Origin of the sequence: Pseudomonas sp. 21LCFQ02 (genome assembly GCF_024129895.2) — a bacterium.
Taxonomy (GTDB): domain Bacteria; phylum Pseudomonadota; class Gammaproteobacteria; order Pseudomonadales; family Pseudomonadaceae; genus Aquipseudomonas.
Window position 1 is genome coordinate 3,323,716 of sequence record NZ_CM178749.1, and the last position, 19,460, is coordinate 3,343,175.

The window sequence follows — 19,460 nt, forward strand, 5'->3', positions numbered from 1 at the left end:
GGAGGAAGACTGTGGACAAGTTGCTTTACGTGGCAATGAGCGGTGCGTCGGAAAATGCTCTGGCGCAGAAGGTGCGTGCCAACAATCTGGCGAACGTTTCGACCACCGGCTTTCAGCGCGACTTCGAACAGGCCCGCTCGATGCCGGTGTTTGGCGAAGTCATGCCGTCGCGCGCCTATGCCATGAGCGAACGGCCGGGTACTGACTTTTCCGGTGGCGCCCTGATTGAAACCGGCGGTGACCTGGATATCGCCGTCAAGGGTGACGGCTGGATTGCCGTGCAAACCGCTGACGGTGGCGAAGCCTATACCCGTAGCGCCGGCATGAACATTGACGCGCTGGGTGTGTTGCGCGCCGCCAATGGCCTGCCAGTGATGGGTAACGGTGGCCCGATTGCAGTGCCTCCGCAGCAGCAGATCGATATCGGTTCCGACGGCACCATCAGCATTCGCTCGTTGGGAGAAAGCCCGCAGGTCATGGCGCAGATTGACCGCATCAAGCTGGTCAATCCGGCTCTGGCCAACCTGGAAAAAGGCCCTGACGGCCTGATTCACACCAAAGACGGGCGGCCTGCCGAGATGGACGCCAATGTGCGCGTCGAGTCGGGGTTCCTGCAAGCCAGCAACGTTAATGCGGTCGAGGAAATGACCTCGATCCTGGCGTTGTCCCGGCAATTCGAATTACACGTAAAAATGATGAAAACCGCTGAAGAAGACGACCAGGCAATGGCTCGCGTCTTGCAGATTGGCTAACCATTGACAGCTCGCGCCGGTAACCCGGCGCCTGAGGAGAAAACCCATGCTTCCTGCTCTGTACGTCGCCAAAACCGGCCTGGCTGCCCAGGACACCAACCTGACGACCATTTCCAACAACCTGGCCAACGTTTCGACCACCGGTTTCAAGCGTGATCGGGCCGAGTTTCAGGACCTTCTTTACCAGATCAAGCGTCAGCCAGGTGCTCAGTCCACTCAGGACAGTGAGCTGCCGTCCGGCCTGCAGGTCGGTACCGGTGTGCGTATCGTCGGCACCCAGAAGAGCTTCGTGGCCGGCAGCCTGCAGACCACCGAGAACCCGCTTGACATGGCCATCAACGGCCGCGGTTTCTTCCAGATCATGCAGCCCGACGGCACTATCGGCTACACCCGTGACGGTACCTTCCACCTGGATGCCAACGGTCAGATCGTGACTTCCAACGGTTTTGCCCTGGAGCCGGCAGTGGTGGTTCCGCAGGGTGCCCAGACGTTTACCGTGGCTCAGGACGGCACTGTATCGATCACGCTGCCGGGGGCGACAGCGACCCCACAGGTGATCGGTAACATTCAGACTGCCGAGTTCATCAACCCGGCCGGCCTGCAGGCCATTGGCGGCAACCTGTATCTGGAAACCGCTTCCAGCGGTGCGCCGAACGTTGGCCAGCCGGGTCTCAACGGTCTGGGCCCGGTGCTGCAAAATACCCTGGAAAACTCCAACGTCAGCACCGTTGAAGAACTGGTCGACATGATCACTACCCAGCGCGCCTACGAGATGAACTCCAAGGTGATTTCTACCGCTGATCAGATGATGCAGAACCTGGTACAAAACCTGTAAGACCTGATGCACCTGCTCAATCTGCCAAGGCGCCGTCGCGGCGCCTGCTACATCGCGAGGTTTCAAGAGTCATGAAGCGCTTATCTGTTCTGCGTTTTCCCGTGCTGATCGCGCCGCTGTGCGCCGCTGTGCTATTGAGCGGTTGTGTAGCGCCAAACGCCAAGCCCGATGACCCTTATTACGCTCCGGTGTTGCCGCGCACACCGATGTCGGCGGCTGCCAACAATGGCGCGATCTATCAGGCAGGGTTTGAGCAGAATCTGTACGGTGACCGCAAGGCATTCCGGGTTGGTGACATCATCACCATCACGCTGTCGGAGCGGATGGCGGCAAGCAAGGCAGCCAGTTCGGGGTTGAGCAAGGACAGCAATACCAGCGTCGGCCTGACCTCGCTGTTCGGTTCGGGTCTGACCACCAATAATCCGATCGGCAGCAATGACCTGAGCCTCAGTGCCGGCTATGAGGGCAAGCGGGCGACCACCGGTTCCGGTCAGGCTGCGCAGAGCAACAGCCTGACCGGTTCGGTCACTGTTACGGTGGCCGATGTGATGCCCAACGGGATTCTGGCGGTGCGTGGCGAAAAATGGATGACCCTCAACACCGGCAACGAGTTGGTGCGTATCGCCGGCCTGATCCGCGCCGATGACATCGCCACTGATAACACCGTGTCGTCGACCCGTGTCGCCGATGCGCGCATCACCTATTCAGGGACCGGAGCGTTTGCCGATACCAGCCAGCCAGGCTGGTTCGACCGCTTCTTCCTCAGCCCGTTGTTCCCTTTCTGATCGCGGGATAGCCATGATTGCCTTGAAGAAACTGATCGTTGCTGCGCTGCTGATCACCGCGCCTTTCGCGGCCCAGGCCGAACGTCTGAAAGACATTGCCAGTATTTCCGGGGTGCGGACCAACCAGTTGATCGGTTATGGCCTGGTAGTGGGGCTAAACGGTACGGGTGACCAGACCACCCAGACGCCGTTCACCTTGCAGACCTTCAACAACATGCTGGCGCAGTTCGGCATCAAGGTGCCGGCTGGGTCCGGTACGGTGCAGCTCAAGAACGTGGCGGCGGTTGCGGTGTATGCCGACCTGCCGCCGTTCGCCAAGCCTGGCCAGGCGGTGGACATTACCGTGTCGTCGATCGGTAACTCCAAGAGCCTGCGCGGCGGCAGCCTGTTGATGACGCCGATGAAAGGTATCGACGGCAACGTCTATGCCATCGCCCAAGGCAACCTGGTGGTGGGCGGCTTCGATGCCGGCGGCGCGGATGGCTCGCGGATCACCGTCAATGTTCCGTCGGCCGGTCGGATCCCCGGCGGCGCAACCGTCGAGCGTGCGGTGCCAAGCGGTTTCAACCAGGGCAATAGTCTGACTCTGAACCTCAACCGCTCCGACTTCACCACTGCCAAGCGCATTGTCGACAAGATCAACGACATGCTTGGCCCGGGCGTGGCTCAGGCGCTGGATGGCGGTTCCGTGCGGGTGACGGCGCCGCTCGATCCGGGGCAGCGCGTCGATTATCTGGCGATTCTGGAAAATATCGAGATCGATCCGGGTCAGGCTTCGGCCAAGGTGGTCATCAACTCGCGCACCGGCACCATCGTGATTGGTCAGAACGTCAAGGTTTCGCCGGCGGCTGTGACCCATGGCAGCTTGACCGTGACCATCACTGAAGACCCGATTGTCAGCCAGCCAGGGGCGTTATCCGGCGGCCAGACCGCTGTGGTGCCGCGCTCGCGGGTCAATGCCCAGCAGGAAATGAAACCGATGTTCAAGTTCGGCCCTGGCACCACGCTGGATGAAATCGTCCGCGCCGTTAACCAGGTCGGTGCCGCGCCAGGTGACTTGATGGCGATTCTCGAAGCTTTGAAACAGGCCGGCGCGCTGCAGGCCGACCTGATCGTGATCTGAGGACGCGCATGATGGATATGCCCAAGGCTCCAGGATCCTCCGTCGTCGACTCCGGTGCCTATACCGACGTCAATCGTCTGGCTTCGCTCAAAGGCAGCGATAAGGACAGCCCGGAAAACCTGCGCAAGGTGGCCCGCGAGTTCGAGTCGCTGTTCGTCAGTCAGATGCTCAAAGCCATGCGCTCGGCCAATGAAGTGCTGGCCAAGGACAATCCGATGAATACTGCCGCTACCCGCCAGTATCAGGACATGTATGACCAGCAATTGGCAGTGACTCTGTCGACCCGTGGTAACGGTATTGGTTTGCAGGACGTGCTGATGCGCCAGTTGTCCAAGGACAAGGGTGTGCAGCATGCGCCGGCCGCGCCGACGGAGTCTGTCGAGGGCAGTGCGGCCGCTGAAAAGGCCGCTAACAAACCGGCCCTGGCAACTTCCATCTATCAGCAACCGTTGTGGGCCAATCGTTCGCACTCGGCAGCCGGCACTGATGCCGCGACCAATGCGTCCGGTCAGGCGCGTAACGACATGGCCATGCTCAACTCGCGGCGCCTGGCGCTGCCGGGCAAGCTCACCGATCGCTTGCTGGCCGGTATCGTACCGTCGGCCACGACCACGGTTCAGGATCAGCCTAATCACCGCATCAACGTGCCCGGCACTGGGTCGAATAAAGAGCTGATTGCCCGTGCCAACGGCGACTGGACGCGCAATCCCGAATTGGCCAATACCCCGGACATCTCCGCGAAGAGAGTGCAGACCCCACTGGCGCCGGCCAAGCGCGCGTTTGGCAACTCCGACCAGTTTGTTGCGACCATGCTGCCGCTGGCCAAGGAGGCTGCGGCGCGTATCGGTGTTGACCCGGTCATGCTGGTGGCCCAGGCGGCGCTGGAAACCGGTTGGGGCAAATCGATCATGCGCCAGAGCGATGGCAGCAGCAGTCACAACCTGTTCGGTATCAAGGCCATGGGCGGCGGCTGGAAAGGCGCCGAGGCGCGGGCGATCACTAGCGAGTTCCGTGACGGCAAGATGGTCAAGGAGACGGCCAACTTCCGTGCCTACGACTCCTACGCTGACAGTTTCCACGACCTGGTGAGCCTGTTGCAGAACAACAGCCGCTATAAAGAAGTGGTCAATTCGGCCGATAACCCGGAACAGTTTGTAAAAGAATTGCAGAAAGCTGGCTACGCCACCGACCCGGACTACGCCAGCAAGATTTCGCAGATCGCCAAGCAGATGAAGAGTTACCAGAATTACGCTGCGGTAACCGACGCTTCCACGACTTTATAAAGGCTTGAACCATGTCGCTGATCAATATTGGACTTTCAGGGCTCAACGCCAGTAGCGCTGCGATTGCCACTATCGGCAACAACACCGCTAACGTCGACACTGCGGGCTACTCGCGGCAGCAGGTCCAGACGACCTCAACGGCGCAGATCAACCTTGGCGTGGGCGTTGGTTACCTCGGCACGGGCACTACGGTGTCTGATGTGCGGCGCATCTATAACGGTTACCTGGAAACCCAGTTGCAGAACGGCACAGCATTGAGTGCAGAAGCCACTGCCTTTTCGACCCAGGCAAACAAGATCGACACGCTGCTGTCGGACAGCAATACCGGTATTGCGACCCAGTTGGCGTCGTTCTTTAGCAATTTGCAGGGCGTCGCCGCCAATGCAACGCAGTCCTCGCAGCGTTCGGCGTTGTTGGCCCAGGCTTCGTCTCTGGTTTCGCGCTTCAATTCCATCTCGGCGCAGATGGTCTCGCAAAACGACAATATCAACAGCCAGCTCAAGAGCCTGGCGGGTAACGTCAACGAGCTGACGAGCACGATCGCCAGCCTGAACAAACAGATTACCCAGGCCTCGGCCGGTAGTATGTCGCCCAACAGTCTGCTCGACTCTCGTAACGAAGCGGTGCGCAAGCTCAATGAGCTTATTGGCGTCAAGGTTGTTGAAAACAATACCGGCTTTGATATTTACACCGGTACTGGTCAGTCACTGGTCGTGGCTGGAACCTCTTACCGGATGGAGGCAGGTCCGGGGCCGAGTGACCCGAGCCAATTCAATCTGCAGGTCTATTACGGTAATACGCCGACCGATGTCACCGATGTTGTCACCGGCGGCACAATTGGCGGGCTGCTTCGCTATCGCTCCGATGTTCTGGCCCCGGCAGCTAATGAGTTGGGTCGGATCGGGCTGGTACTTGCCGATCAGGTCAATACGCAACTTTCCCAGGGTATTAACCAAAAGGGTGAGTTCGGGACCAGCCTGTTCAGCAATATCAACTCGGCTGACGCGATCACTCAGCGCAGTATCGGCGCGATCCGCAACAGTTCGGGTTCCGGCAACCTGAATGTGACCATTACCGACACGAGTAAGCTGACGGCCGCTGACTATGAGGTCAAGGTCGACTCTTCGGATCTGACCACTACGCCGCCTACTACCCTGTACACCGTGCGGCGGCTGCCCAATGGCGAAACCGTTGGTACCGGCGACCTGTATGCCAATCCTGCCCCCAGCTTCGATGGTTTCTCGTTGTCGCTTAGCGGTAATGGCCTGGCGGCCGGTGACACCTTCAAGGTGACCCCGACCCGCAATGGGGCCACAGGTATTTCGGTTGTCATGAGTGATCCGCAAGACCTCGCCGCTGCGGCGCCGCTGACGGGGGCAGCTGGGGTGAGCAACAGCGGCACAGGCGGCTTTACCCAGCCGGTGCTCAACACCAAGCCTGATATCTACAATACGACCGGGCTCAATGACCTGCATACGGCGTTGAAGGATTCGACCCCCATGCGCCTGGTCATGGGAACAGCGACCAATGGCGTACAGAGCTATTCGCTGGTCGATGCAAAAGGCGTTGCAGTCAATGATGCCAGTGGCAATGCCATTACCGGTACGATCGTTCAGGGCCAGAGCAATACCCTGAAGTTCAATGTGGGGTATACCGATAGCGCATCGAATTCGAAGTCATTCGAATTTGAAATGGTTCTGTCCGGAACGCCCAATGCCAGTGACACGTTCAACATTAGCCTGACCGGTGCCGGCTCCTCGGACAACCGTAACGCCACTGCGCTGGTAGGCCTGCAGACTGCGCGCACGGTCGGTGTCACCGGGGGCAGTGTCGGAGTAAGCCTGTCAGGCGCTTACGGCAGCCTGGTTTCCGCCGTTGGTACCCAGGCAGGTCAGGGTAAGCTTGACGTGACTGCGACCGATGCGGTGCTGGCCCAGGCGAAGACCGCGCGCGACTCGGTGTCCGGCGTATCGCTGGATGAAGAAGCCGCCAACCTGATCAAGTATCAGCAGTACTACACCGCGTCGTCGCAGATCATCAAGGCGGCTCAGACCATGTTCAGTACTCTGATCAATGCCCTTTAAGGAGTCGTAGACCATGCGCATTTCAACTACCCAGATCTACGAAGCGTCCAACGCCAGCTATCAGCGTAATTACGCCAAGTTCGTCAAGGCCGGTGACGAAGCCACCAGCGGCGTCAAGCTCAACTCTGCCGGCGATGACCCGGTCGGCGCGGCCCGGGTACTGCAACTGGCTCAGCAGAATTCGATGCTTGAGCAGTATGCGGCCAACATCACCACCATTAACTACAACACGGCCAACAGTGAGACCGCACTGGCAAGCATCGTTAATGCCTTGCAACGAGTCAGTGAGTTGGTCATCAGTGGTGGTAATGGCGGCTACACCGATGCCGATCGCACCTCCACGGCTGAAGAACTCAAGCAGTTGCAGGAGCAGATTCTCGGGTTGATGAACAGTCAGGATGCCAATGGCAGTTACCTGTTTTCAGGTTCTGATGCTGCGCAACCGCCTTATTCACGTAATGCCGACGGTACTTACAGTTACCACGGTAACCAGACTTCTGTCGGCTTGCCGGTCGGCGATGGTTTGGTGCTGCCTAGCAACACCACCGGCTGGGAAGCGTTCGACAAGGCAACCAACACCACCCGTACTTCAGTCATGCCCACCGGTGGCACGCCGAACGATGACAAGCTGAATCTTTCTGGCGGTATTGTTTCCTCTACCAGTGCCTACAACTCCAGTTTTGTCCCGGGGCAGCCCTACACGCTGACTTTTGTCAGTGCGACAGAATTTCGCATCACTGACGGGGCGGGTAACAATGTCACCGGTGACGCCTCCACGGCTGGTGTATATAACGCCACCGATGCTGCGGCACAGAAAGTGACCTTCCGTGGTGTGGATCTGACACTCAATGTCAACTTGTCGCGTGCCGATGCTGCCACCGCGGCGACTGCTGAGGCAGCGCTTGGTCTTGATCCTGGCGGAAGTGGCGCGACGCGTACCTACGAATTCTCTTCGACCCTGCCGACTCTGAGTCCAACTCGTAGCGCGGGTAATACTTCGGCTGCGGTGGTGACCCAGGCAAGCGTTACGGACCGGGCGCTGTTCAATACGACCTATCCTGCCACTGGTGCGATGCTGGTCTACAACGCTGGCGCCTACGAGCTTCGTAGTGGCAACAACCCGCCGCTGCCTGCAACCGTTTCCGGTACCACGGTTACCGTGGCAGGTGCGAGCTTTGAGATCAGTGGCACGCCGAACGATGGTGACCAGTTTGTCATTGATGCCAGCACTCATCAGACTCAGAACGTACTCAACTCGATCTCACAGGTGATCACCGCACTGACGACGCCGGCTGACGGTAATCCGGTGGCCTTGCAGAAACTGGTGGCCTCGCTGGACTCGGCTATGGGTAACGTCACTTCGGCCATCGAGCAGGCGGCCACGGCGCGCTCGGCCATTGGTGCGCGGCAGAATGCGGCGACTGATCAGGGCGTTACCAACGACTACCTCAAGACCAATAACACGGTTGAATCGCAGTCTTTCACCAAGGCTGATGAGATGGAGGCGGCAACCAACCTGACGTTGCAGAAGAACATCCTGGCGGCATCGCAGCAGGTGTTTTTGCAACTGTCCAATCTGAATCTGTTCAGTAAGTTGTAAGTCGTCCCGCAATCAGGCAACCGCCGTCTTTTTTCAGCGGTGAAGGGAGGCGTGCAGTTGGCGCTTCCCGCCGCTTGTGAGTACTCCTCGTGAATCCAGCGCCTTTCGTCAGTCTTGTCATTCCCGCCTTTAATCCACGTTTTTTCCGGGCCGCTTTGCAAAGTGCGCTGGAGCAAAGCTATGAGTCACTTGAAATCATCGTGTGCGATGACTGCCAGACTGGCGAAATCAAGTCGATATTCGATGAGCTGGTGCCTGCTGGCAGTGCGCGCGCACGTTATGTCGCCAACCTGCAGCGCCTGGGTTTTCAGGGCAACCTGCTCAAGTGCCTGAGTGAGGCCAGTGGCGAATACATCAAGTTCCTGTGTGACGATGATCTGCTGTACGACCGGTGCATTGAGGTTCAGGCCAAGGCACTGAGCCAGAATCCAGATGTCGCCTTGGTTGTATCGCGCCGTCACTTGATAGATATCAATAGCTACGTGCTACCGGTGCGCTCCGATAACCCGGGCTTGGTGCCTTACGACGCCTTGTTCATGGCCGATGACATGCTGGCGTTCTTTGAAAAGCTGCCGCATAACGTTCTGGGTAATTTTAGCAGCGCGCTGATGCGCACAGAGGATGTCAGGACATATCTGCCTTCGCTGGCCCAGCCTGGGCAGGGGTTTATAGCGCTGCTGGATTTTGCCTTGTTCCTGTGCTTGTTGAAGCGTGGGCATTTGGCTGCCTTGCACGTCGTTACAGTGCTTGAGCGCCTGCACCCTGACCGTTTGAGCAAGCAGCCTTCGACACTGAGTCTGGTCAAGCCCGAGCTGCAATGGCTGGAGCAGATGCTCGCAGCACGCACCGGCGAGCAGCCACCTGCATCAGGTTACGTGCGATTTGTGTCGTTACGCATTGTCGAGGCCGATCAGCCGCATGAATGGGACGAGGTTGGCCTGTTTAATCTGGTTGCTTCGCGCCAGGGCGTGATGCGCAGTCGCGTCGGTACGGATGCTGACAGTTACAGCGAACTGTATGCGCAATGGCTGGCTTGTCGAACCTACAGCCCTGCCCAGAAAAAACTGCTGCAACGGCGTGTCGACTCTTGGCAGTATCAGCCACGTATTGTCCCTATCGTGATTGATGAGCAAGGCGATCCTGCCGCTTTGGGAGTTACTCTGGACAGTCTTGACGCCCAGGATTACCCCGCGCAGGCGGTGGTGGTGCTTACTCGTAATGATGATGGCCAGGGTGTCGGGACGCTACGTTTTGCTCTGCAAGATAACTGGGCAGCCCAGGTCAACGAAGTGCTGCCGTTGCTGGAGCAGGCTGACTGGATTTATCTGCTGCGTGCCGGTGATCGGTTGGTTGAGCCTGCCCTGTTGGTGCTGGCAGAGCGAGTGGCGCAGACGCAAGGCTTGAAGTGTGTGTACAGCGACGAAGGTGCGTTGTGCGACGATGAATCCGCTGAGCCGATCTTCAAGCCCGACTTCAACCTGGACTTGATGCGCGGCTACCCCTACGTAGGTCGCGCCCTGGCGTTTGATCGCAAGCACTTGCTGGAGATGGGCGGCCTGGACCCCGAGCGCGGTGAGCTGGCGCCCCACGATGCAATCTGGCGCCTGGTAGAAAATATCGGGCCGCAGACCATCGAACACATTGCCGAAGTACTGGTCGAGTCCAGCCTGTGTTTTGCCGACTGGCTGTCGTTGCCGCAGGTCGTGCAGGGCAATGAGCCTTTGGTGGCGGCTCATTTACAGCGTATTGGTGTAGAGCACCTCATTCACCATGATCAACTGCCATTGCTCAATCGTATTGAATATCGACATGCCTCGCAGCCACTGGTGTCGATCGTCATCTGTACCCATGATCAATTGAGCTCGTTGCAGCGCTGCCTGGACAGCTTGCTGAGCAAGACGCTGTATCCGCATTACGAAGTATTGATCGTTGATCGGGCCAGCCAGAGTGATGAGGCCAAGGCTTGGTTCACAGCGATGGCCGGGCTTGGCAGTGACAAATTGCGCATTATCGCGGCTCCGGGCGATAACGAAGCCCGGGCGCTGAACCTGGCGGTTGAGCATGCCCGTGGCGATTACCTGTTGTTGCTTAGCCCGCATGCCGTTATCTGCGATGGGCAATGGATCGCAGGGTTGCTCAATCACGCGTTGCGCCCTGAGGTGGGTGCGGTAGGCCCAAGAATTTTGGGTGCCCAAGGACTTAACCTGTATACGGGGCTAGTGCTTGGGATGGAAGGAATTGCTGGCCGGCCCGCACTTCATACTGAGTTGACCGATCGCGGTTATCTGCAGCGTTCTCAGTTGGCACAGAACTGGAGTGTGCTAAGTGGCAATTGCCTGATGGTGCGCAAAGACATTTTCGACAGTCTCGGCCCGCAGGATGAGCAAGGCTTGACGTTGGGTTTCAATGACCTTGATGTGTGCCTTGGCGCCGGTCGAGAGGGTTACCTGATTGTCTGGACCCCTGAAAGTTGCGTGATGTTGCTAGAGCCGCCAGCGCCGCCGCGCTCTGACGAGTACAAAAAGCAACTGTACGATCAGCAGATGTCCTTTTGCTTGAAATGGCTGCCCAACCTGACCCGCGATCCGGCTTATAACCCTAACCTGTCATTGAGCGAGGGCGGGTCTTTCCAAATTGATCCAGGGTTGCGCACGGGCTGGAATCCATTCTGCAGTCGCCATTTGCCATTTATTCTCGGAGTGGCCGGCAACACCTCGGCGGTGGGACACTATCGGCTTAGCGAACCGCTTGCCCAGTTGCAGGCATCCGGCAGAATGCTGGGTCATATGACCTATGAAATGCCTTCCATTGCCGAGGTCGAGCGCTTATCGCCTGATGTCGTGGTCATGCAGGGCCGCTACAGCGAGGCAAAGCTGGCTGACATTGTCCAGATCAAGACCTTTTCCAACGCCATGCGCATCTTTGAGCTCGACGACTACATCGTCGATGTACCGCTCAAGAATGAGCACCGGCGCAGCATGCCGGAAAACATGGAAAGCGTGCTGCGGCGGGGTATCGGCATGTGTGACCGGGTTGTCGTCTCGACCCAGCCGTTGGCCGAGGCGCTGTCGAGCATGCACAGCGATATCCGTGTGGTGCCCAATATGCTGGCACCGCACATGTGGAGCAAACTCAGGAGTTCCCGGCGTACTTCGGACAAGCCGCGGGTCGGTTGGGGCGGGGGCACCAGTCACCGTGGTGACCTTGAGCTGATCGTCGATGTCATCCGTGAGCTGGCCGATGAAGTCGAGTGGGTGTTCTTCGGCATGTGCCCGGATATGTTGCGCCCCTATATCCATGAGTTCCACCGCGCGGTCAGTTTGTCGAGCTATCCAGCCAAACTGGCGAGTCTGAACCTGGACCTGGCTTTGGCGCCCCTGGAATTTCACATTTTCAACGACTGCAAAAGCAACCTGCGCCTGCTTGAATACGGGGCCTGTGGTTACCCGGTGGTGTGTTCCGACACGTTGGCGTACCGGGGCCATCTGCCGGCTACACGTGTGAAGAGCAACAGTGCGCAGGAGTGGCTTGAAGCGATCCGCATGCACCTGTCCGATCCTGCGGCCAGCTATCGTTTGGGCGATGAGTTGCGCGAGACGGTGCTGCGCGACTTCATGTTGCGTGACGAGAACCTGCAATACTGGGCCAATGGCTGGTTGCCGGACTGATTTGAGTACAGGAAAGACTATGCACAGCATGAGTGGCAATGAAGCAACAGCGATGGCTCCGCGTTTGACCCTGATTCTGCTGGCCAATGAGCAGCAGGACTTCTTGCGTCGCGCCTTGACGTGGTATCGCGATCTGCCGGTGGCCATCAAAGTTCTGGATGCTTCGCGCCAACCTGATAAAGAAGCGGCAGCCGCTATCGGCATTGACTATCAGCATACCCCTGAGCTCGGGCAGGCCAGTGTTGTTGAGCGCCTCCGTCAAGCGCTACGCGATGTGGCAACGCCTTACACGGCGTGGGCAGAGGTTGACAGTTTTCTGCTGCCGGCAGCGCTGAGTGAGGCTGTGGCATTTCTTGATGGCCACCCCGGTCATGGCGCCTGTCAGGGCTACAGCCTGACCTACGAGGCTCACGTCGACCGCGTCGACTATCTGTTGCGTGACCTTCGGGTGCTCGATGATCACGACATCGAAGATCCTGCAATGCGGGTCGAGCGCTTTATGGCGCAAAGCGTGTCGTTGCAGTATGCCGTAATCCGCACAGCGTTTTTGCGCGCATGGTTGGGTGCGCTGCCTGGCGATATTAAATCGCACTGGTATGAAATCGGTCTGGGCCTGTATCTGAGCCGTGCAGCGCAGGTGCGTATCTTGTCGGTGCCTTACGCGCTGCATCTTAGTCATGGGAAAACGCACACTGAGCATCTGGCAGCCCTGCACGGTGCCGTGGTGCATATGGACCCCAAAGCCCGCGCTGAACGCGAAGCCTGTGTTGCAATGGTCATCAAGGCGCTCGGTGGCGCTGACGGGCAAGCGGAGGAGTCGATCCATGCAGGTCTGGCTGCGATGGCCGAGGGCCTGAAAAAACGCGCCTATCAAGGTAAGCAAAAGCTGGTCAGTTCCGTCTGGAATGTTGCGTTGGAAATCCCGGAGCCGCATTTTGAGCCGCGTCAATGTGTTGAACTACCGTTCTATACCCAAGCGTTTTACGACGAATTGGCACGCATCGAGTTTCTGATTCACGCCGTGCCGGCTGGCCAGGTGCAGCTACGCGAGCTGGAGGCTGTGTTGCTGCGTCAATCTGAACTCTCTGGTCCCCAGAGTAATCCTGATGCAGAGCCGCTTCTGGATCGGCTCTGGCAAGCCTATGTTCTGTATGCCTTCAATGACGGTATCGTCCGGCGTCTGGAGCAGGAGCTGCCAAACAGTCCATCGACCAAACCAGAGCAGTTACTTGAGCTGATCGAGAGGATGTCTGCCTGGGTGCAAAGGTTGAGCTCGGTAACGGCCCATGACAACGGCGCACTGCTCGCCACGATGCCCTCGGGACGCTTGCTCAAGTGGCTCGATTCGCGTACTCCGGATACGGCCACCCTGCAAAAGATTCTGGCGCGTCAGGCAACCAGGCCGCAGGGAGCGCAGATCACTGTGCTGTTGTTGGATCTTGAGGACGATGTCTTCAAATTACAGACCACATTTGACAGCTTGATCAACGGCCATTATCGCAACTTCAAAGTGGTGGTTTTCACCACCGGCGAGTTACCGGCCACCACCACCTTGCAACACACCTTGCACTTCGTGAAAGTCACGAGCAGCAACTACGTTGATCGTATCAATCAAACGCTTAAACAGATCACCAGTGATTGGCTGATGCTCGCAGGGGCAGGGGAGCAGTTCACCTCGGCCGGGTTGTTGCTGGCCAGTGACGAGCTGACTGATGCCGGTCACTGCCGCGCCGTGGCCGTGGACAGTATTCACCGTCAGGCCGATGGCACTCTGGAGCCGGTATTGCTTCCAGACTTCAATCTGGACCTGCTGCAAAGTGTCCCCGGCTATGTCGCACGTCATTGGTTGGTGCGTCGAAGTGCTTTGCTGGAGGTGGGGGGATATTCCCGGGATTACCCACAGGCGTTAGAGTTCGACCTGTTGCTGCGCTTGATTGAGCAGGGCGGTATGCAAGGCTTGGCACACCTGAGCGAGCCGGTGGTGATTTGCCAGGCGCCGGAGCTGGTGGTTAACGAGGATGAGAAAAAGGTCCTGACCCGGCACCTCAAAACACGGGGTTATCAGGCGGAAGTCAGTCCAGTGCTGGCGGGGAGCTGGAAAACTGATTATCGCCACGAGCACCGGCCTATGGTGTCGATTCTGGTTCATGCTCAAGATAATCTGGCCGACCTGCAGCAGTGCTTGCACAGCCTGCTGCAGCGGACCCGTTACCCGCGTTACGAGGTACTGATCGGCGATAATAACAGTCGCTCTTCTGAAGTCTTTGCCTGGCTTGAGCAGCAGGAAAAACTCTCTGGCCGTATTCGGGTGTTCCGTACCGACCAGGCGATGAGCGCTACTGCCATGCTCAATCAATTGAGCCAGCAGGCTCAGGGTGAGTACCTGATCTTGCTTGATGCACAGAGCCAGATCGTTAACGTAGGCTGGATCGAATCGATGCTCAATCAGGCGCAGCGTCCCGAGGTTGGAGTGGTGGGCGTCAAACTGGTTGATCACGAAGGGAGCGTGACACAGGCGGGGCTGATTCTGGGCTTCAATGGCGGTGTAGGTTCGGCCTTTGTGGGCGAGCCTAAAAAGGCGCAGGGCTATATGCAGCGTCTGGTTGTCGAGCAGAACTACACAGCAGTCTCGATGAACTGCCTGATGATCGAAAAAACGCTATTCAATGCCATCGATGGTCTGGATGAAGTTGACTTTAATGACGCGTTTGCCGATGTCGATCTCTGTCTGAAGGCCGCTCAGGCGGGTTACCTGACGGTCTGGACACCGCAAGTGCAGGTGGTGCATCCCGGGGAGGTGCCTCAATCGGCTGCCGCGTTGCAGGCCCTGCGTGGCAAGTGGTCGAGTGCGTTTGAGCAAGATGTGGCGTACAACCGTCATCTGAGCTTGCACGGGGCCGGTTTCCAACTGACTACTGACCGGGCGTGAGACGTTCAGGGGGGGGCGGAAAACCACCCTATCCCCCCTTGGCGGCACGCTGTCTTGCCGCGACTTATGCGGATAGTCCTCTGAAGTATCCCTCTGATTCTCACGATTTCAGTCTCGCCATCAATCGCAAAGCGGCCCTGGGTCGTGACCTGCGGCCGCAAACGTGCATCTGTTGAGTAGCGCGGTGTAGGGGAAGATGTGAGCCTGACTTGCTTATTCGTGGCCTGCCCCCTGAAAATAACCGTCACAAAACTTTTCCGTGAGCGGCCTGATCGCTTCAGGGCGCCTGTTCCAGCGTTTACTTATTTGGGAAGCCACGATGATTGGCATAAAAAGCATAGCGAGTTACGTGCCCACCGCCGGGGTGGACAACTACGCTCAGGGCGCCAGGTTTGGTAAGGATGAAGAATTCATCCTGGGCAAGATCGGCTCCACCTTTTTGCCGCGCAAGGCTGCCGAGCAGGAAACCTCTGACCTGTGTGTCGAGGCTGTCAATACGTTGTTGGCCAACAATCCGCAATTGACCCGTGACAGCATCGATGTCCTGATCGTCGTCACCCAGAATGGCGACGAAGAAGGGCTGCCGCATACTGCGGCCATCGTTCAGGACAAACTCGGGTTGTCGACCCGGGTGGCGGCCTTTGATATCTCGCTGGGCTGTTCGGGCTATGTCTATGGTATTTATGCGATCAAGGGGTTCATGGAGGCCGCAGGCCTGAAGAATGGCGTGCTGGTCACTGCCGACCCCTATTCGAAGATTGTCGATACCGAAGATCGCAACACGACCATGCTGTTTGGTGATGCGGCCACCGCCACCTGGCTGGGTGAAGATGCCGCGTGGCAACTGGGCAAGGCTAAATTCGGTACCGATGGTTCCGGCGCGCCGCATCTGAAGGTCAGCAATGGCGTGTTCTACATGAACGGTCGTCAGGTGTTCAACTTCGCATTGCTCAAGGTGCCGGCCCATTTGCATGAGCTGCTTGAGGAGTCGGATCTGACCTCTGAAGACATTGACGCCTTTTGTATTCATCAAGGCAGTGCGGCGATTGTCGATGCGGTGGCGCGGCGTTTTGAGGAGCAGCCTGAGAAATTCGTCAAAGACATGGTCGAGACCGGCAACACAGTGTCATCAAGTATTCCGCTACTGATTGAAAAGCACGTATTGGGCTCATCCTGGAAGCGTGTAGCGCTGAGCGGTTTTGGCGTTGGTTTGTCTTGGGGCTCTGCGATTATTTATCGCGTTTGACCGGCTCTCCCTTCAAAGCGCCCGACCTCCTGCAGGTTGGGCGTTTTGCGTTCCGTGGCTTGCTTTCTTGTTCTCATGCCGATGGCGTTAGGTAATTTGCCAACCCGTTCATGTTTTTTTTGCGCCGGGGCGTTTCCTGGACGCTACGCTTACTGTGTGAAAGTGATGCTAAGCCCTTGTTTTGTCTGGGCCGCCAGCACGGTGGTAAAAAATTTTAAAAAAACCCTCAAGCAACCTGCCATGACGACGATAACTATTACGAAGGTTCTCTAGGCACACCCGGCGCTTGCAGGGGCCGGAAGCCACGTAGTACACAACCCACGAGGAATTCATCATGGCTTTAACAGTAAACACCAACGTTGCATCCTTGAACGTTCAGAAGAACCTGGGTCGCGCCTCTGACGCACTGTCCACTTCCATGACCCGCCTGTCTTCGGGCCTGAAAATCAACAGCGCCAAAGACGACGCTGCCGGTCTGCAAATCTCCACCCGTATCAACTCGCAGATCAAAGGCCAGACCATGGCCATCAAGAACGCCTACGACGGTATGTCTCTGGCGCAGACTGCTGAAGGTGCCCTGCAAGAGTCCACCAACATTCTGCAGCGTATGCGTGAACTGGCTGTTCAGTCCCGCAACGACAGCAACAGCTCCACTGACCGTGACGCGCTGAACAAAGAATTCACCGCGATGAGCGACGAGCTGACTCGTATCGCCAACAGCACCAACCTGAACGGCAAGAACCTGATCGACGGTACTGCCAGCACCCTGACTTTCCAGGTGGGTTCCAACACTGGCACCTCGAACCAGATCACTCTGACTCTGAGCACCAGCTTCGATGCCAGCACCCTGGGTGTTGACTCGGCTATCACCATTGCCGGTTCCGACAGTGCCGCAGCAGAAACCAACTTCTCGGCTGCAATCGCCGCGATCGACTCCGCTCTGGCAACCATCAACGCCACTCGTGCTGACCTCGGTGCTGCACAAAACCGTCTGACCAGCACCATTTCCAACCTGCAGAACATCAACGAAAACGCCAGTGCTGCACTGGGTCGTGTACAAGATACCGACTTCGCTGCTGAAACTGCACAGCTGACCAAGCAGCAAACCCTGCAGCAAGCCTCGACTTCGGTCCTGGCGCAGGCTAACCAGCTGCCATCCGCTGTACTGAAACTGCTCCAGTAATAACTGGTGTGAGCTCAAGCGAGGGGGTGCGATTACGTGCTCTCTCGCTTTTTACTTTCTGAGGTGACACGCAATGGATATGGGCGTCAGGTTGAATTTGTCTTATCCGGCCGCTAAACCGGCGAGCGAGACTGTCCCGACAGTGGATAAGGTGGCTGTGAAGCCTCCGGTTGCCGAGGCGCAAGCTTCGTCAGCAGAGAGTAAGGGCTCGCAGTCGGGTACGAGTGATGAAAAGGTCAAGAATGCCGCTGCGCAAATTCAGCAGTTTCTTGATTCGATTCAGCGTAACCTTGAGTTCTCGGTTGATGAGGACTCGGGCAGGGTTGTCGTCAAGGTGATTGCCAGCGACACCGGTCTGGTGGTTCGGCAGATTCCCAATGAGGAAGTGCTGAAACTGGCGGAAAGTCTGAGTGATGCCAACAGCGTGTTGTTCAGCGCCGAGGCCTGACGGCTGGCATGAAACTTGTTGCAGATTTTTTGTGCTCCTCCTCGGGGCCAAAAAATCGGCAGTCTTATGAGGGGAAATGCGCATGGCAAGTCCAATTACTTCAACGGGCATTGGCTCGGGTCTGAAGATCGGTGAAATGGTGACCGCACTGGTGAATGCCGAGAAGGCTGCCAAGCAGAACCAGATCAGTACCCAGAGCAAAATCAACTCGTCTTCAGTGACTGCGGTCGGCCAGCTCAAATCGGCACTGGCTACCTTTCAGAGCTCGTTGAAGGCTCTGGGTGATACCGCATCGACCGCTTTCCAGGCGTTTTCTGCTCAGTCATCCAGTGAAACGACAGTCAAGGCTAGCGCTGCCAGCGATGCTGTGGCCGGGAGTTACAGTGTCAAGGTAACCAATCTGGCAACGTCTTCAAAGGTGGCTAGCGCCGCCATGGACGCCACTCAGGTGAGTGCTATTCCGAGTGGTCAGTTGACGATCACTCAAAATGGCATTGATACAGTGGTCACGCTGGGAAGCACAATGACCTTGCAGCAGGTGCGTGATCAGATCAACACGCAAATGCAGGGCAAGGGAATCACCGCCAACATTGTCAACGATGCCAATGGTTCCCGGCTGGTGCTTGGCTCTACCACTACTGGCCTGGGCAGTGATATCAGCGTCAAGGGCAGTGGTGGTATCGGCTCGCTCCTGGATATTGACGGCACCCAGAAAATGAGCGCATCTGCAACGGGTGCCGGCACGATCGGTGAGTTTGCCACGGATGCGGTGTTCACTATCGATGGTCTTGAACTGACCAGTAAGAAAAATGTAGTCGAGAACGCTATTTCTGGCCTCAAGCTGGAGCTTACAGGTGCGACGCCTGCTAATGGGGCGGCGACAACAGTCACGGTGGCGAGCAATACCGATGGGCTTAAAACCTCGCTGCAGAGTTTTATCGACTCTTACAATACTGTGGTCAGGCTCGTTGATAGCTTGACCAAAGGTACGATGTCGGGGACCACGTATACTGCCGCTGCATTGACGGGCGACTCGACGCCGAAAAATATTCTTGCCGCCATTCGCAAGGAAATTGCTTCCTCTTCTTCCGGTGAAGGGCTGACGGCGCTTTCGCAACTCGGCATCATGACCGATCAGAAAACCGGTACCTTGTCGCTGAACAGCGCCACGTTCAACGATGCGATCAACAAAAAGCAGTTCGGTACTCAGATCCAGAGTTTCTTTACTGGTGATAATGGCTTGATCAAGCGTCTGGACAAGTCGGTTGAGGCCTATACCAAGGCGGGTGGGGTGCTGGCGCTCAGGGAGAGCAGTCTGGGCAAGGTCACCAAACGCTTGGAAGACGAGCAGGATGCGCTCGATCGGCGGATCGAATCACTGACGACGTCGCTCACCAAGAAGTACAACGCCATGGATCTGGTGGTTGCGCAGCTCAAGGCTACCGGCAACAATATCACCTCGATCTTTGAAGCGATGAACGCCCAGAAGAACGCCTCCTGATTGCAGTTCATCTACAAGAACCC

At 57.5% G+C, this 19,460-nt stretch carries 12 protein-coding genes and 2 pseudogenes; all 14 read left to right on the plus strand.

The features are described from left to right. Window positions 1-11 precede the first annotated feature (11 nt). Entirely contained in the window at window positions 12-752 is a 741-nt protein-coding gene (locus NJC40_RS14915; protein ID WP_045489360.1) for a flagellar basal body rod protein FlgF, read from the plus strand. Between the two features lie 46 nt (window positions 753-798). Further along, on the plus strand, window positions 799-1,587 hold the full coding sequence (gene flgG / locus NJC40_RS14920) for a flagellar basal-body rod protein FlgG (RefSeq protein ID WP_045489363.1): 789 nt from the start codon (window positions 799-801) through the stop codon (window positions 1,585-1,587). Between the two features lie 71 nt (window positions 1,588-1,658). Next, window positions 1,659-2,372 (plus strand): flagellar basal body L-ring protein FlgH, encoded by a 714-nt coding sequence (gene flgH / locus NJC40_RS14925; protein WP_253140110.1) that lies wholly within the window; start codon window positions 1,659-1,661, stop codon window positions 2,370-2,372. A gap of 13 nt (window positions 2,373-2,385) precedes the next feature. Further along, window positions 2,386-3,495, plus strand: coding sequence for a flagellar basal body P-ring protein FlgI (locus NJC40_RS14930; protein WP_045489368.1), 1,110 nt, complete (start codon window positions 2,386-2,388; stop codon window positions 3,493-3,495). A gap of 215 nt (window positions 3,496-3,710) precedes the next feature. Continuing rightward, window positions 3,711-3,761: pseudogene (locus NJC40_RS14935) on the plus strand (hypothetical protein); the annotation flags it as partial. Between the two features lie 255 nt (window positions 3,762-4,016). Beyond that, window positions 4,017-4,778, plus strand: a pseudogene (flgJ, locus tag NJC40_RS14940) (flagellar assembly peptidoglycan hydrolase FlgJ); the annotation flags it as partial. A gap of 11 nt (window positions 4,779-4,789) precedes the next feature. Continuing rightward, on the plus strand, window positions 4,790-6,862 hold the full coding sequence (gene flgK / locus NJC40_RS14945; protein ID WP_253140112.1) for a flagellar hook-associated protein FlgK: 2,073 nt from the start codon (window positions 4,790-4,792) through the stop codon (window positions 6,860-6,862). A 13-nt stretch (window positions 6,863-6,875) separates the two neighbouring features. Next, complete coding sequence (locus NJC40_RS14950) at window positions 6,876-8,462, plus strand: flagellar hook-associated protein 3 (RefSeq protein WP_253140113.1); 1,587 nt, start codon at window positions 6,876-6,878, stop codon at window positions 8,460-8,462. An 89-nt stretch (window positions 8,463-8,551) separates the two neighbouring features. Continuing rightward, window positions 8,552-12,130, plus strand: coding sequence for a glycosyltransferase (locus tag NJC40_RS14955; RefSeq protein ID WP_253140114.1), 3,579 nt, complete (start codon window positions 8,552-8,554; stop codon window positions 12,128-12,130). Window positions 12,131-12,149: 19 nt separating this feature from the next. Further along, the gene (locus NJC40_RS14960) at window positions 12,150-15,059 is read left to right on the plus strand and encodes a glycosyltransferase family 2 protein (RefSeq protein ID WP_253140224.1); all 2,910 of its coding nucleotides are present in this window, start codon (window positions 12,150-12,152) and stop codon (window positions 15,057-15,059) included. A 319-nt stretch (window positions 15,060-15,378) separates the two neighbouring features. Continuing rightward, entirely contained in the window at window positions 15,379-16,305 is a 927-nt protein-coding gene (locus NJC40_RS14965) for a ketoacyl-ACP synthase III (RefSeq protein ID WP_253140115.1), read from the plus strand. A gap of 334 nt (window positions 16,306-16,639) precedes the next feature. Then, window positions 16,640-17,488, plus strand: a complete 849-nt coding sequence (locus tag NJC40_RS14970; protein ID WP_253140116.1) for a flagellin domain-containing protein — start codon at window positions 16,640-16,642, stop codon at window positions 17,486-17,488. Between the two features lie 73 nt (window positions 17,489-17,561). Beyond that, window positions 17,562-17,936, plus strand: a complete 375-nt coding sequence (locus NJC40_RS14975) for a flagellar protein FlaG (protein ID WP_253140117.1) — start codon at window positions 17,562-17,564, stop codon at window positions 17,934-17,936. A gap of 82 nt (window positions 17,937-18,018) precedes the next feature. Continuing rightward, window positions 18,019-19,437 (plus strand): flagellar filament capping protein FliD, encoded by a 1,419-nt coding sequence (gene fliD, locus NJC40_RS14980; protein ID WP_253140118.1) that lies wholly within the window; start codon window positions 18,019-18,021, stop codon window positions 19,435-19,437. The last annotated feature ends 23 nt before the right edge of the window (window positions 19,438-19,460 follow it).

Bases quoted from the DNA above. Each gene is read 5' to 3' on its own strand.
- flgH (WP_253140110.1), top strand. From the start codon at position 1,659: ATGAAGCGCTTATCTGTTCTGCGTTTTCCCGTGCTGATCGCGCCGCTG.
- fliD (WP_253140118.1), top strand. From the start codon at position 18,019: ATGGCAAGTCCAATTACTTCAACGGGCATTGGCTCGGGTCTGAAGATC.
- NJC40_RS14975 (WP_253140117.1), top strand. From the start codon at position 17,562: ATGGATATGGGCGTCAGGTTGAATTTGTCTTATCCGGCCGCTAAACCG.
- NJC40_RS14930 (WP_045489368.1), top strand. From the start codon at position 2,386: ATGATTGCCTTGAAGAAACTGATCGTTGCTGCGCTGCTGATCACCGCG.
- NJC40_RS14970 (WP_253140116.1), top strand. From the start codon at position 16,640: ATGGCTTTAACAGTAAACACCAACGTTGCATCCTTGAACGTTCAGAAG.
- NJC40_RS14960 (WP_253140224.1), top strand. From the start codon at position 12,150: ATGCACAGCATGAGTGGCAATGAAGCAACAGCGATGGCTCCGCGTTTG.
- NJC40_RS14965 (WP_253140115.1), top strand. From the start codon at position 15,379: ATGATTGGCATAAAAAGCATAGCGAGTTACGTGCCCACCGCCGGGGTG.
- flgK (WP_253140112.1), top strand. From the start codon at position 4,790: ATGTCGCTGATCAATATTGGACTTTCAGGGCTCAACGCCAGTAGCGCT.
- NJC40_RS14950 (WP_253140113.1), top strand. From the start codon at position 6,876: ATGCGCATTTCAACTACCCAGATCTACGAAGCGTCCAACGCCAGCTAT.
- flgG (WP_045489363.1), top strand. From the start codon at position 799: ATGCTTCCTGCTCTGTACGTCGCCAAAACCGGCCTGGCTGCCCAGGAC.